The organism is Streptomyces sp. NPDC001380, assembly GCF_042895785.1.
GTDB lineage: Bacteria > Actinomycetota > Actinomycetes > Streptomycetales > Streptomycetaceae > Peterkaempfera.
On record NZ_JBIAWP010000020.1, the window covers coordinates 12,197 to 27,034 of the forward strand.

General features: G+C 77.1%; 10 protein-coding genes and 1 other RNA gene. 10 read left to right on the top strand and 1 reads right to left on the bottom strand.

Annotated features, from left to right (window positions below; translation table 11 throughout):
* Positions 1-102: 102 nt before the first annotated feature.
* The 9 genes from ACFY07_RS22225 (at position 103) to ACFY07_RS22265 (ending at position 11,921) form a co-directional block, all read left to right on the top strand.
* Entirely contained in the window at positions 103-1,503 is a 1,401-nt protein-coding gene (locus ACFY07_RS22225; RefSeq protein ID WP_390870919.1) for a S41 family peptidase, read from the top strand.
* A gap of 103 nt (positions 1,504-1,606) precedes the next feature.
* Positions 1,607-2,083, top strand: a complete 477-nt coding sequence (smpB, locus tag ACFY07_RS22230; RefSeq protein WP_390870921.1) for an SsrA-binding protein SmpB — start codon at positions 1,607-1,609, stop codon at positions 2,081-2,083.
* 164 nt (positions 2,084-2,247) lie between these two features.
* Positions 2,248-2,618: a transfer-messenger RNA gene (gene ssrA / locus ACFY07_RS22235) on the top strand.
* A 222-nt stretch (positions 2,619-2,840) separates the two neighbouring features.
* Positions 2,841-4,286 carry a nitrate/nitrite transporter gene (locus tag ACFY07_RS22240; protein WP_390870923.1) on the top strand — a complete coding sequence of 482 codons (1,446 nt, stop codon included), beginning with the start codon at positions 2,841-2,843 and terminating at the stop codon, positions 4,284-4,286.
* 279 nt (positions 4,287-4,565) lie between these two features.
* Positions 4,566-5,813, top strand: a complete 1,248-nt coding sequence (locus tag ACFY07_RS22245) for a uroporphyrinogen-III synthase (protein ID WP_390870925.1) — start codon at positions 4,566-4,568, stop codon at positions 5,811-5,813.
* Between the two features lie 231 nt (positions 5,814-6,044).
* Positions 6,045-6,635, top strand: coding sequence for a CGNR zinc finger domain-containing protein (locus ACFY07_RS22250; protein ID WP_390870927.1), 591 nt, complete (start codon positions 6,045-6,047; stop codon positions 6,633-6,635).
* 417 nt (positions 6,636-7,052) lie between these two features.
* Positions 7,053-9,281 carry a HelD family protein gene (locus tag ACFY07_RS22255; protein WP_390871069.1) on the top strand — a complete coding sequence of 743 codons (2,229 nt, stop codon included), beginning with the start codon at positions 7,053-7,055 and terminating at the stop codon, positions 9,279-9,281.
* Positions 9,282-9,705: 424 nt separating this feature from the next.
* Positions 9,706-11,184: an NAD-dependent malic enzyme gene (locus ACFY07_RS22260; protein WP_230745586.1), complete on the top strand. Its 1,479-nt coding sequence runs from the start codon at positions 9,706-9,708 to the stop codon at positions 11,182-11,184.
* Between the two features lie 455 nt (positions 11,185-11,639).
* Complete coding sequence (locus tag ACFY07_RS22265) at positions 11,640-11,921, top strand: HU family DNA-binding protein (RefSeq protein WP_055585110.1); 282 nt, start codon at positions 11,640-11,642, stop codon at positions 11,919-11,921.
* A gap of 162 nt (positions 11,922-12,083) precedes the next feature.
* Here ACFY07_RS22265 and ACFY07_RS22270 read toward each other — a convergent pair whose 3' ends face one another.
* Entirely contained in the window at positions 12,084-12,818 is a 735-nt protein-coding gene (locus ACFY07_RS22270; protein ID WP_390870929.1) for a hypothetical protein, read from the bottom strand.
* A gap of 408 nt (positions 12,819-13,226) precedes the next feature.
* Between ACFY07_RS22270 and ACFY07_RS22275 the strand changes: the two genes are divergently transcribed.
* Positions 13,227-14,774 carry an ATP-binding protein gene (locus tag ACFY07_RS22275; RefSeq protein ID WP_390870931.1) on the top strand — a complete coding sequence of 516 codons (1,548 nt, stop codon included), beginning with the start codon at positions 13,227-13,229 and terminating at the stop codon, positions 14,772-14,774.
* The last annotated feature ends 64 nt before the right edge of the window (positions 14,775-14,838 follow it).

Sequence of the window (14,838 nt, forward strand, 5' to 3'; positions counted from 1 at the left end):
CCCGTGCCGGCGGTCCGGGCCCGGTCACGTACGGTGACGTTCCCCACCTTCCGTGACGCAGTGCCCCGATACGGGCCTTTTCCTGGCCTACACTCCAGATCCATGTCCGGTACGTCTCGACGGATGCGCCAGGGGGCCACCCTGTCGCTGGTGTTCGGCGCGGTGCTCGCCACCGGTGCCGCCACCGGCGCCTGGGGGCAGGCCCCCGGCGGCATCCCCGCCCCCCGCCAGGGGGCCCCGGCGCGCCCTGCCGACCCCGTGCGGCTCGACGGCGGACTCGCCGGGCAGGCCGTCCCGCCCGCGCAGGCGCGCCGCCTGGTCGAGGAGAGCGGCGACCGGTGGGCCGCCTACTACAGCCCCGAGGAGTACGCGGACTTCTCCCGGAGCCTGGACGGCGAGTACGTCGGCGTCGGCCTGTGGGTGCACCGCGAGCAGGACGGCGGCGTCGCCGTCACCCGCGTCGGGCCGGGCACCTCCGCCGACCGCGCGGGCATCCGCCCCGGCGACCGCCTGCTGCGCATCGACGGCGAGCCCGCGGGTGCCATGCCGGTGACCGAGGTCGTCGCCCGGCTGCGCGGCAGCACCGGCGCCGGCACGGACGCCGACGACACGGGCACTGCCGACGGCGCGGGCACTGCCGGCACGGACGCCGACGGCGCGGGCCTTGCCGGTGCGGGCACCGCCGGCACGGGCACCGCCGACGGCCCGGACGGCGCGGGCCGCCACGGAGGCGCGGACGCCGTGGCGGGGCGGGCCAGCCGCCAGGACCCGGCCGGCCGCAGCGCCGACCTCGCCGCCCCCGCCGGACGCCGGGTGGGCTCCACCGTCACCCTGGCCGTGCGGCGCGGCGACGCGCCCGTCCGCGAGGTCGTCCTGCGCCGGACGTTACTGGCCGCCCACGACGTCGCGGTCGACCACCCGGGGCCCGGCGTCACCCGCATCGCCGTCCACGCCTTCACCTCCGGCGTCGGCGACGAGGTCGTCGCCGCCGTCCGCCGCGCCGCGGCCCGGCCGGCCCGCGACGGCGGGGGGCTCCTCCTCGACCTGCGGGGCAACTCCGGCGGCCTGGTGGCCGAGGCGGTCAGGGCCGCCTCCGCCTTCCTGGACGGCGGCCCCGTCGGCACCTACCGGGTCCGCGGCAGCGACCGCGACCTGGTCGCGGAGTCCGGCGGCGACACCCGCACCCCGCTGGTCGTGCTGGTCGACGGCGGCACCATGAGCGCCGCCGAACTCCTCACCGGCGCCCTCCAGGACCGCTGCCGCGCCGTGGTCGTCGGGTCCCGCACCTTCGGCAAGGGCACCGTGCAGGAGCCCAGCCGGCTGGCCGACGGCTCCGTCCTGGAGCTCACCGTCGGCCGCTGGTACACCCCCGGCGGCCGCTCCCCCGACGGCACCGGCATCGAGCCCGACGTCTCCGTCCCCGCGGGCGAGGGGCCGGGCCGGGCCGACGAGCTGGCGCTCGCCGTCCTCTCCGGCCTCGGCGGCCCGGGGGGCCGCCGGTAGCGGACCCGGTGGCGGCCGACCCCGCCGCCGCCGGCCCGGTGGCGGCGGACCCGGCAATAATGGACTCCCGTCCGGCCCCGCCGGATGCGACAATGTGCGCGCTATGGCAAAGGAAAAGGGACACAAGCTCGTCGCGCAGAACAAGCGCGCCCGGCACGAGTACACCATCCTCGACACCTACGAGTGCGGGATGGTCCTCACCGGCACCGAGGTCAAGTCGCTCCGCGAGGGCAGGGCGAACCTCACCGACGGGTACGCCTACATCAGCGGCCGCGAGGCGTGGGTCGACAACCTCTTCATCCCCGAGTACACCCAGGGGACGTGGACCAACCACGCGGCGCGCCGCAAGCGCAAGCTGCTGCTGCACCGCGACGAGATCCGCAAGCTGGAGGCGAAGACGAAGGAGACCGGCCACACGCTGGTCCCGCTGTCGCTCTACTTCAAGGACGGCCGGGCCAAGCTGGAGGTCGCGGTCGCGGTCGGCAAGAAGCTGTACGACAAGCGGCAGGCGCTGCGCGAGAAGCAGGACAAGCGCGAGGCCGCCCGCGCCGTCGCCCGCGCCAACCGCCGCACCGGCTGACGGCGGCACCGCACCGCCGTCCGCGCCCCCGGCCTGCGGGGGAGCGCCGGGCGCGGCCCGCCGCCGGCGGGGAATGCGCTGGACCCCTCCGGCGTTGACCCGTACGATGGCAGTGCGCCGGAGGTCCCGCGAGGGTCCGCCGGAGCTCTTTGAGAAGTCCACATGGGGGTGATCGGTTTCGACTGGGGATGTCGAAACAGGGGAAGCGAGCCGAGGAACGCGGCAATGATCTCGTTAACCATCTGCCGCAAACAAATAATCGCCAACACCAAGCGCGATTCCTTCGCCCTCGCTGCCTGAGCAGCGAGCCTGAAGGTGTCAGACCGGGTCTGTTCCCGCCCCGGATCCTGGCATCAGCTAGGGAACTCACCGTTCTTCCCGGTCGCGGGGTAGTTCGGGACAACAAACAGTGACTGAGCCCGTCGGCAGCTTGTCCGTGTGACTGCCGGGGCTGAGAAAAGCACAGCGGACTGCGCTCGGAGAAGCCCTGAATCAACTCCACAGGACCCGGGTTCGATTCCCGGCACCTCCACCACACCCATGTACGCGAAGGCCGCCGTCCGCTCCGGACGGCGGCCTTCGCGTGTCCTGGGGCCGCCCCGCACACGCCCCCTCCTCGCGCGCCCGGCTCACAGGCGGTGCGGGCGGCGGGTGAACGGACGGTTCCGCAGGCTTCACACGCCGCCACGGGCCCGAAACGGCGGGCTCCTAGCGTCGGAGCGTCGGAGGACGCCCAGGACGCACACGGGAGACGCTGATGACCACGGGCATGGGCACGGGCACGGGCACGAGTACGGCCGCAGGCGCGGGCGCCGCGGGCACGCCGGCGGCGCGCCGCGGCGGCCGCCGGATCCACGAGTGGGACCCGGAGGACGAGGCGTTCTGGGAGCGCACCGGGCGGCGCACCGCCCACCGCAACCTGGCCTTCTCCATCCTCTCCGAGCACATCGGCTTCTCCGTCTGGAGCCTGTGGTCGGTGATGGTCCTCTTCATGGGGCCCGCCTACCACGTCGACCCGGCGGGCAAGTTCTTCCTGGTCGCGGTGCCCACCCTGGTCGGCTCCTTCGTGCGGATCCCGTACACCTTCGCGGTGGCCCGCTTCGGGGGCCGCACCTGGACGGTCGTCTCCGCGCTGCTGCTGCTCCTGCCGGCCGGCGCCGCCGCCCTGGTGATGGAGCCCGGCACCCCGTACACCGCCTTCCTGCTGGTGGGCGCGCTCACCGGCCTCGGCGGCGGCAACTTCGCCTCCTCCATGACCAACATCAACGCCTTCTTCCCGCTGCGCCGCAAGGGCTGGGCGCTCGGCCTGAACGCGGGCGGCGGCAACATCGGCGTCCCGGTCGTCCAGCTGGTCGCCCTCGCGGTGATCGCGACCGCCGGGGCCGGGCACCCCCGCATCGTGCTGGGGGTCTACATCCCGCTGATCGTGGTCGCCGCCGTCTGCGCCGCGCTCTTCATGGACGACCTGGCCCCCGTGAGGGCCGACACCGGCGCCCTCCGCGAGGTGGTCCGCGAGCGGCACACCTGGATCATGTCGGTGCTCTACGTCGGCACCTTCGGCTCCTTCATCGGCTTCAGCTTCGCCTTCGGCCTGGTGCTGCAGAACCAGTTCGGCCGCACCCCGCTGGAGGCCGCCCAGCTCACCTTCGTCGGCCCGCTGCTCGGGTCGCTGGTCCGCCCGGTCGGCGGCCGGCTGGCCGACCGCCGGGGCGGCGCCCGGGTCACCTTCTGGACCTTCGGGGCGATGGCCGCCGCGGCCGGCACGGTGCTGTACGCCTCCTCGGTGAGGTCGCTGCCGGTCTTCCTGGCGGGCTTCACCGGCCTCTTCGTCTTCTCCGGGATCGGCAACGGCTCGACGTACCGGATGATCCCCGGCATCTTCCGGGCCGAGGCCGACGCCCGCGCCCTCGCCGACGGCGGTACCGCCGCGCAGGCCGCCGCCCGGGCCCGCCGCCTGTCCGGGGCGGCGATCGGGGTGATCGGCGCGGTCGGCGCCCTCGGCGGCCTCCTCATCAACCTCGCCTTCCGGCAGTCCTTCCTCACGGAGGGGACCGGCTCCCCGGCGTTCGCGTCCTTCCTCGCCGCCTACGCCGTCTGCTCCGCCCTCACCTGGGCGGTCTACCTCCGTAGGCCGGCCGCCTCCCCGGCGCCCGCCGCAGGGGAGGGGGCCGACCCGGCGCGCCCCGCCCTCGCCGAGGTCTGAGAGGGCCCCCGCCCCGGGGCACCGGGCCACGGGCACCGGCCCGCGGCCCACGGACCCCGGGGCCGCGGCCCGCCGGGGCGCATCCCCGCCCGCGGCCCGTACGGCGGACCCCTCCCGCCGTACGGGCCCCGCCCGGGCGCAGCGGTGAAACAGCCGTGAAACCACGGCGACCCGCCCGCGACACCGGCGCGGGGCACGATGCGCGCAGGCCCACCGCCGGAAGACCGCCGTTCCTGAGGCGTACGACCGCCAGGGACCCGTACCGATGGGAAAGCCCCGATGCCCGGTCGCACACCGCCGCCCCCCGCCGACGAGGCGCGCCCGGCCGTCCCGCCGCTCGCCGGATTCACCGTCGGGGTCACCGCCGCCCGGCGCGCCGACGAGCTGGCCGCCCTCCTCCAGCGCCGGGGTGCCGCCGTCCTGCGGGCGCCGGCGCTGCAGATCGTCCCGCTCCCCGACGACGCCCGGCTGCTCGCCGCCACCCGGGACCTGGTCGACGACCCGCCCGACGTGGTGGTCGCCACCACCGGCATCGGCTTCCGCGGCTGGATCGAGGCCGCCGACGGATGGGGCCTCGGCGACGGCCTGCTGGACCGGCTCGGCCGCGCCGAGCTGCTGGCCCGCGGCCCCAAGGCCCGCGGCGCCATCCGCGCCGCGGGCCTCCGCGAGGAGTGGTCGCCCTCCTCGGAGTCCTCCGTCGAGGTGCTGGAGCGGCTGCTGGCGGAGGGCGTCGACGGCCGGCGCATCGCCGTGCAGCTGCACGGCGCCCCGCTCCCCGACCTGGCCGCGTCGCTGCGGGCGGCCGGCGCCGAGGTGGTCGACGTCCCCGTGTACCGCTGGGAGCCGCCCGCCGACCCGGCACCGCTGGACCGGCTGCTCGACGCCTGCTGCGCCGGCGCCCTCGACGCCGTCACCTTCACGAGTGCGCCCGCCGTCCTCGGCCTGCTCGACCGGGCCCGGGAGCGGGGCCTCACCGCCGGGCTGCTGCACGCGCTGCGCCGCGACGTCCTCCCGGCCTGCGTCGGACCGGTCACCGCGGCCCCGCTGGACGCCCTGGACGTGCCCGCCGTGCGGCCGGGGCGGATGCGGCTCGGCGCCATGGTGCAGACCCTGGCCGCCGAGCTGCCCGCCCGCGCCCGCCGGCTCTCCGCCGCCGGGCACCGCCTGGAGCTGCGCGGCCGGGCCGCCCTGGTCGACGGCGTGCTGCGCCCCGTCCCGCCCGCCGGCATGGCCCTGCTGCGCGTCCTCGCCCGGCGGCCCGGCTGGGTGGTGCCCCGGGCCGAGCTGCTGCGCGCCCTGCCCGGCGCGGGCGGCGACGAGCACGCCGTGGAGACCGCCGTCGCCCGGCTGCGGGCGGCCCTGGGCGTGCCCGGGATCGTGGCCACGGTGGTCAAGCGCGGCTACCGGCTGGCGGTCGACCCGGTCGCCGACCCGGGGGAGACGGGGGAGGCGTGCGGGCCGGGCGGAGGCAAGTACGCCGGGTCCGCGCCCGCCGTCACCGGCCCGCGCCCGGCACGCCGCCCCTGACCCGGGCCCGGCGCGCCCGACCTGTGCACGCCCGGCGCACGGCGGGCCCCGGCCGCCGCCCGTACGCCCCCCGCTCCTCCCTCGGAAGCCGTCGCAGGCCCCCGTGAGCCCTCCGTGAGCCGCGGCGCCCGTCCCCCGGGTCCCGCCTCCGTCCGCCTGCTGGCCCGGCGCGCCTTCGTCGGGCACGCTGGACGGGAGGGACCACCGGCGGGCGGAAGGACGCGGTGAGCCATGGCGGCGTCGTCGTACGGACTGCGGTTCGACACCGGCCGGACCTGCCTCGACCTGCTCGCCACCGCCGGCCGCGGACCGGGACCCGGGCCCGCCGACCGGCTGGACAGCGGGGCGGGCCTCGCCCGGTGGCTGGTCGGCGCCGGGCTCGTGCCGCGCGGCGACCCGCCCCTCGCGGTCGACGACCGCTGGCTGGAGCGGTTCACCGCCCTGCGCGCCCTGCTGCACCGCATGGTGCACGCCGCCCTCGACGGCCGCACCGACCCCGCCGACGTGGAGCGCCTCAACGTCCTGTGCCTGCCCCCCACGCCCGTCCCCCGGCTCGTGCTGGGGCCGCACGGGGAGCCGGTGCGGCGCCTCGCCGCGCCGGCCGGCTGCGCCGGGCTGCTCTCCGCGGTCGCCCGCGACGCGGCGGACCTCCTCACGGACCCGGAGACGGTGGCGCGGCTGCGGCAGTGCGAGGGCGAGGGCTGCGACCTGGTGTACGTGGACACCTCCCGCGGCCACCGCCGCCGCTGGTGCTCCGGCGCGGCCTGCGGCAACCGCGAGCGGGTCGCCCGCCACCGGCGGCGCGCCCTGGGGCCCGCCTGACCGCTCCCGCCCGCCGCCCGCCGTACGCCCGCCGCCCGCCGTACGCCCGCCGCCCGTCCTCCCGGCACGGACCCGCCTGCCGCACACGCCCCGGCCGGGCCCGGTGCGGTGTCCGGCCCCCGCGCGGCGTAAGATCTTCCGTCCGCTGCTTCCGCAGCCGGCGGACGAACGGGGGGAATCCGGGCGGTCGGCCGCGCGTTGACCACCCGGCGCGGCACCGCCGCACACCACCATCGGCACAGCACAGTCCGCAGGACGCGTACGACAGGGGGCTCCTTGGGCGCGCACGGCACAGCCCGGCACACCACCACGACCGTCGACACGGCCGCCGGCACGGCCGCACCCGGGGCCGCCGGCACGGACCCCGTCGCGGCCGCGACCCCGGCCGCCCCGCACGAGACCGTCCGCGACCGCGAGATCGCGGAGGAGCAGCGGCACCTCGACGTGGTCTACCGCCGGCTGGAGGAGAAGCTCGCCGAGGCCGAGTACCTGCTGGAGGACGCGGCGAAGCGGGTCCAGGTCGGCACGCCCGGCGCCCTCGCCGAGCGCGACGCCCAGGTGTACCGCGCGGGCGCCCACCTGCACCGGCTCAACAGCGAGTTCGAGGACTTCCTCTTCGGGCGGATCGACCTCCAGCAGGCCGACCGGCCCGAGGAGCACGGCATCCCCTCCCAGACCCCGCTGGACCCCGACGACCCGGCCATCGCCGAGACCCTGCACATCGGCCGCCTCGGCGTGCTCGACGCCGAGTACGGCCCGCTGGTGATCGACTGGCGGGCCCCCGCCGCCGCGCCGTTCTACCGGGCCACCCCCCGGGAGCCCGGCCGGGTGGTGCGCCGCCGCGTCATCCGCTCCAAGGGCCGCCGCGTCATCGGGGTCGAGGACGACCTGCTCCGCCCCGACCTGCCCACCGACCTCGCCGTCGTCGGCGACGGCGCGCTCATGGCGGCGCTGGGCCGGGCCCGCTCGCACACCATGCGGGACATCGTCTCCTCCATCCAGCGCGAGCAGGACGAGGTCATCCGCGCCCCCGCCGCGGGCGCCACCCTGGTCACCGGCGGCCCGGGCACCGGCAAGACCGCCGTCGCCCTGCACCGCGCCGCGTACCTCCTCTACCAGGACCGCCGCCGCTACGCGGGCGGCATCCTCGTCGTCAGCCCCACCCCGCTGCTGGTCTCCTACACCGAGGGCGTCCTGCCGTCGCTCGGCGAGGAGGGGCAGGTCGCGATCCGGGCGGTCGGCAGCCTGGCGGACGGGGTCGAGGCCACCACCTACGACACCCCGGAGGCCGCCCGCATCAAGGGCTCCTCCCGGATGGTGCCGCTGCTGCGCCGCGCCGCCCGCGCCGCCCTCGACGGCCCGGCGACCCCGTCCGAGCTGCGCGTGGTCGCGCTCGGCGAGGTGCTGCGGCTGGACGCCAACCGGCTGCGGGACGTCCGCCGCACCGTCCTCGGAGGCACCACCCCGGTCAACCTGCTCCGCCCCCGCGCCCGCCGGCTGCTGCTGGACGCCCTGTGGTCGGAGGCCACCCGGCACCGGCCGAAGCCCGCCGACCGGGCCGAGCGGGAGCGCCGGCAGGAGGAGCGGGACTCCTTCGACGAGTACGTCGCCGACCTGGACGCCTTCCAGGACTTCCTCGCCGCCTGGTGGCCCGACCTCACCCCGCGGCGGGTCCTCGCGGTGCTGCGCAGCACCCGCACCCTGGGGCGGCTCGCCCGGCGCCTGCTCTCCCCGGAGGAGGTCCGGGTCCTCGCGGCCTCCTGGCGGCACCTCGCCGACGACGGGACCGGCGCGCTCTCCGCGCACGACGCCGCCCTCGCCGACGAGCTGCGGCTGCTGCTGGGCGAGCCCGCCCGGCCGCGGGTCCGCGAGGCCGACCCCCTGGACCAGCTCACCGGCCTGGACGAGGTCACCACCCAGGCCGACCGCATGTCCCGCTCCCGGTCCCGCCGCGAGGGGGCGGCGGAGCGCACCGAGTACGCCCACGTCATCGTCGACGAGGCGCAGGACCTCACGCCCATGCAGTGGCGGATGGTCGGCCGCCGGGCCCGGTACGCGACCTGGACCATCGTGGGCGACCCCGCGCAGTCCTCCTGGCCGAGCCCGGAGGAGGCCCGGGAGGCGATGGACGAGGTGCTGGGCGGCAAGCCGCGCCGCCGCCACACCCTCACCACCAACTACCGCAACCCCGCCGAGATCGCGGAGGTCGCCGCGCGGGTGCTGGCGCTGGCCGCGCCGGGCACGCCGTCGCCGGAGGCCGTCCGCTCGACCGGCGTGGCGCCGCGCTTCACGGCGGCGGGCGCCGCGGACGGGGCGTTCGCGGCCGCGGCCCGCGCCGAGGTGGAGCGGCTGCTCGCCGAGGTGGACGGCACGGTCGCGGTGGTGGTCCCGATGGACCGGCGGGCCGAGGCGGCGGCCTGGATCGAGGGTCTGGGCGACCGCGCCGTGGCGCTGGGCAGCCTGGAGGCCAAGGGCCTGGAGTACGACGCGACGGTGGTGGCCGACCCGACGGGCATCGCGGGGGAGTCCGAGGCCGGGCTGCGGGTGCTGTACGTGGCGCTGACCCGCGCCACCCAGCGGCTCACCGTGCTGTCGGGGCCGGACGACCTGCCCGACAGCGAGGGCGTGCCGGCGCTGCTGCGCTGAGGCTCCGGCGCCCGGCCACCGCCCGCGGGGCGGTCGGGAGGGCGCCGGGAGAGCACGGAGGCCGGGTCCCCGAGGGGACCCGGCCTCCGCCTGGTCTGCGACACCGACCCGCCATGCTCGCCTCGCGGCAAGTGGTCGCTCGAAGCGACTAAGGTTGGGCCCGGGGGCTTGGATCGGGCCGGTGCCGTATCCAGACTAACCCATGGCCCCCGGAGGCCATTCCCGTCGCGCGGGATTTTCCGGGGAACCCCCGTTCGGGGCAGCGGGGAGGGGCCGTCCGCGCGACGCCCGGCCCACCCGGCCGTCCCGCCGCCCGTCCCGGTGTTCGAGACCGTATTTACGGCTACCCGCCGGTAGGTGGCAGCATCGGATCCCTGAACAGCACAGACGGTGTGCGAAGCGAGTGCAGGGAAGAAGGACGTCGATGGCGACGGTGCCGAGCGTGTCGAATTCGATCACTGTGCGGATGGAGCTGCCCGCCCGGGGCAACGCCGTGAGCATGATCACCACCGCCGTGGAGTCCTCCGGCGGATCGGTCACCGGCCTCGACGTCACGGCCTCCGGCCACGAGCGCCTGCGCATCGACGTCACCGTCGCCGCCTCCTCGGTCGCCCACGGCGAGGAGATCGTCGAGAAGCTGCGCGCCATCGACGGCGTCGCCATCGGCAAGGTCTCCGACCGGACCTTCCTCATGCACCTCGGCGGCAAGATCGAGATGTCCGCCAAGCACCCCATCCGCAACCGCGACGACCTCTCCATGATCTACACCCCCGGCGTCGCCCGGGTCTGCATGGCGATCGCCGAGAACCCCGAGGACGCCCGCCGCCTCACCATCAAGCGCAACACCGTCGCCGTCGTCACCGACGGCTCCGCGGTGCTGGGCCTCGGCAACATCGGCCCCAAGGCCGCGCTGCCCGTCATGGAGGGCAAGGCCGCCCTCTTCAAGCGGTTCGCCGGCATCGACGCCTGGCCGCTCTGCCTGGACACCCAGGACACCGACCAGATCGTCGAGATCGTCAAGGCCATCGCCCCGGGCTTCGCGGGCATCAACCTGGAGGACATCTCCGCCCCCCGCTGCTTCGAGATCGAGGCCCGGCTGCGCGAGGCCCTGGACATCCCGGTCTTCCACGACGACCAGCACGGCACCGCCATCGTCGTGCTCGCCGCCCTCACCAACGCGCTGCGCGTCGTGGGCAAGGAGATCTCGCAGGTCCGCGTGGTGATGTCGGGCGCCGGTGCCGCCGGCACCGCCATCCTCAAGCTGCTGCTCGCGGCGGGCGTGGAGCACGCCGTGGTCGCCGACGTGCACGGCGTCGTCCACACCGGCCGCGGCGACCTCGGCGAGGTCGCCGACGGCACCGCCCTGCGCTGGATCGCCGAGCACACCAACCCCGAGGGCATCACCGGCACCCTCAAGGACGCGGTGCGCGGCGCGGACGTCTTCATCGGCGTCTCCGCCCCCAACGTGCTGGACGGCGACGACGTCGCCGCGATGGCCGACGACGCGGTGGTCTTCGCCCTGGCCAACCCCGACCCCGAGGTGGACCCGGCCGTCGCCCGGCAGACCGCCGCGGTGGTCGCCACCGGCCGCAGCGACTTCCCCAACCAGATCAACAACGTGCTGGTCTTCCCCGGCGTCTTCCGCGGCCTGCTCGACGCGCAGAGCCGCAACGTCAACACCGAGATGATGCTGGCCGCCGCGCGGGCGCTCGCCGCCACCGTGCAGGAGGACCAGCTCAACGCCAACTACATCATCCCCAGCGTCTTCCACCCGGACGTCGCCAAGACGGTCGCCGCCGCCGTCCGGGAGGCCGCCCTCGCCACCGGCAGCGCTCCGGCGCACGTCCCGGCGGGCACCGTCGGCATCACCGAGGGCGGCGACGGGACCCACCCGGTCCTCTGACCGCCGCCCCCCGCACCCGCGCCCGCCGGGGCCCGCGGGACGCCCCTGCCCTTGCGACACAAGGGCAGGGGCCTGTTTGGGGTTGTCGGTGCCAGGGCGTACGGTAGCCCTGCACCGGTGAGACGTGCCGGACACGTGCGGAAACGTCCGACACGCCCCGGAACGTCCCCCAGGTGCCCGGCGAGAGCCCGCCGAGCGCCCTCCCGGCCTCGGACGGCGCGGACGGCCCCGTCACCGCTCCGGCGGGCGGCGCTGTCCGTGTGACCCTCCCGGGTGCCGGATTGGCTTTCTCGGTGCTGGTGGGGGCAGGATTCGTTACCGGGCAGGCGGTGGAAGCGGCTTGGGACAGCGGAGCCGGACCCCTGCCCGCCGCAACGTGCGGAGCGGCTGCCGGACCGGACCCCGCTTGCCGGGCCCTCCGGGAGCCGCCACGCGATCAGACCACAGGAGTACACATGAACCGCAGTGAGCTGGTGGCCGCGCTCTCCGAGCGCGCCGAGGTGACGCGCAAGGACGCGGACGCCGTCCTGGCCGCCTTCGCCGAGGTCGTCGGCGACATCGTCGCCAAGGGCGACGAGAAGGTCACCATCCCCGGCTTCCTGACCTTCGAGCGCACCCACCGCGCGGCGCGCACCGCCCGCAACCCGCAGACCGGCGACCCGATCCAGATCCCGGCCGGCTACAGCGTGAAGGTCTCCGCCGGTTCCAAGCTGAAGGCCTCCGCCTCCGGCAAGTGAACCGGCAGGGCCCGCGCCCTGCCGGACCACGCACCACCCCGGGGCCGGGGCGGGCGGCTCTCCACGAGGCCGCCCGCCCCGGCCCCGGGCGTTCCCGGGCCGTTGCGGGGCCCGGCCGCACGGCTGCCCCGCCCCACGCCGCCGGGCCCGGCCCGGCCCCGCTCAGCCCCGGGGCGTGCCGCCCAGCCAGTCCTCCAGCCGCCGGCGCACCCCGCCCCACCGCGCGTCGTGCCTCGCCTGCCGGGCGGCGGCCCGCTCCCGCTTGCGCTCCGACCGGTACAGGCGGTGCGCCCACGGCGAGTCCACCCGGGCCAGCCGCACCGCGCCCACCAGGGCGACCACCGGCACCAGCACGCCGATCACCCCCAGCCGGTACTTCCCCTTCGCCAGCGCGGCCACGACGAAGAGGAAGTTGACCGCCACCGTCGACACCAGCGACGCCCGGTCGGCCCGCTCCGCCTGCCCCACCTCGTCCACCCCCAGCGGAACCGCCCCGAGCAGCACCACCCCCACGGCCGCGGCGGTCAGCACCACCATCTCCACCGAGCGCCGGCCCTCCTCGGTCCAGTAGACGTCCTGCAGGTGCAGCACCAGCGCGAACTCGTCCATGACCAGCCCTGCGCCCACGCCGAACACCACCCCCGCCGCGGCCTTCCCCGCCCCCTGGCCCGGCGCCGCCACGGCCGCGAACCCGCCCGTCACCGCCAGCAGGATCCCCGGCACCACGTGGTGGATGTGGACGCCCCCGCTGCTGACGTTGCGGAAGGGGCCGCGCCCGGCCCGGATCAGCCGGGTGACGGTGCGGGTGGCCAGGAAGGTCAGCACGAACGCCAGCAGGCAGAGCAGCAGCGGCAGCTTGCCCGGCTCGACGATGTTCCGGTACCACCAGTGGCCCATGCCCACCCACCTCCGGCGGCGGCCGGGCGGCGTCCCGCGGCGGTCCGGGCCGGCAGCCCCCACCCCAGGCTAGGCGGTGCCGGGCCGTGCGCGCCGGTCAGGCGCGCGCGGGACCCTCCCGCCCGCCGGAGGGCGGGAGGGCCCCGCGCGGTGCACCGCGGGGCGGGGGACCGGCCGCGTCCCGGGCGTACCGGGCCGGCCCCGGCGCGGCGCGGTGCCGTGCCCGGGGGCACCTCCCGGACGGAGTCCGGGAGCGCGCCGTGCGCCGGGCGGCAACGGCCCGGCACGGCCCGGCACGGCCCGGCACGGCCCGGCACGGCCCGGCCCCGGACCGCCCCGGGTCGCGCGTCCGGCGCCCCCGGGGTGTACTCCGGAGTGAGGAGCAGCCACCGACGACGGGACGGGCCCATGGACGTCCACCACCCCGAGGCCCCGGGGACCCCCGGCGCGCCCGGGGTCCCCGATGCCCCCCGGACCCCCGGACCGGCCCTCCCCAAGCCGCCGGAGGTCTTCGACCGCGACGCCGAGTGGGCGGCGCTGGCGGACTTCGCCCGCGACCCGCGGCCCGGCTCGACCCTCGGCGTCGTCTCCGGCCGGTCCCGGCAGGGCAAGACCTTCCTCCTCGAAGCCCTCACCCGGGCGGCGGACGGCTTCTACTTCGCCGCCCAGGAGGCCGCCGAGTCCGAGTCCCTGCAGCGCCTCGCCGACGAGCTCGCCCGGCACACCGGCGCCGCCCGGCCCGCCCGCTGGACCGGCTGGGACGACGCCCTCGACGCCCTGCTCGCCCTCGGCGCCGACCGGCCCGTCCCGGTCGTGCTCGACGAGTTCCCCCACCTGGTCCGGCAGAGCCCCGCGCTGCCCTCCACCGTGCTGCGCGCCTGGACCCGCGACCACGACGGGCAGCGGCGCGGCCGCGCCCGGCTGCTGCTGAGCGGCAGCGCCCTGTCCGTGATGAACCGCCTGTTCAGCGCCACCTCGCCGCTGCACGGCCTGGCCGCCCTGCGGCTCTCCGTCGGCCCGCTCGGCTTCCGCCGGGCCGCCCGCCTCTGGGGCGCCGACGACCCGCACCTCGCGGTCCTGCTCCACTCCGTCGTCGGCGGCACCCCTGCCTACCGGTACGCCTACGTCCGCGACGACGCGCCCGCCGGCCCCGGCGACTTCGACGCCTGGGTCGTCCGGACGGTCCTCGAGCCGCGCGTCCCGCTCTTCCACGAGGCCGCGCACCTCGTCGAGGAGGAGCCCGCCCTCACCGACCGGGCCGTCTGCCACTCGGTGCTCGCCGCCGTCGCCGCCGGCTGCACCGGCCGCGGCGACGTCGCCGTCCGCCTCGGCCTGCGGCTGGAGGACGTCTCCCACGCCCTGGTGCCGCTCCAGGACTGCGGCCTGATCGAGGCCGCGCCGGACGCCTTCCAGCCGCACCGGGTCCACCTGTGCATCGCGGAGCCGCTGCTGGCCTTCGAGCACGCCGTCCTGCGGCCCCACCGCTCCCGGCTGGAGCAGGAGCCTGCGGCGCGGGTGTGGGCGGAACTGCGCGGCACCTTCCGCACGCGGGTCGTCGGCCCCCACTTCACCCGGATCTGCCGCGAGTGGGTCCTGGACCACGCCGGCCCCGGCACCTTCCCGGGCGAGCCGGCCGCCGCCGGACCGGGCACCGCCGCGGACTCCGGCCGCGACGGCGCCGCCCTCGCCGTCGACCTCGCCGTCCGCGGCCCCGCCGGACGCCGCCCCGGCGCCCTGCTCTCCGTCGGCACCACCGCCTGGGACCGCCCGCTGGACCTCCCCGACCTCGCCCACCTGCGCCGCGCCCTGGACCTGCTCGCCGTCCGGGGCGAGGACACCTCCCGCACCCTGCCCGCCCTCTACGGCGCGGCCGGCTTCACCCCGGCCCTGGAGGCCGCCGCCGCCCGCGGCGAGGCCCTGCTCGTCGACCCGGACCGGCTCTACCACGGGTCGTGAGACCGGCCGGGGCCGCCCCGCGGTCCGGGAGCGGACGGGCGCCCGCCCGGCCGCGGTGAGCGCC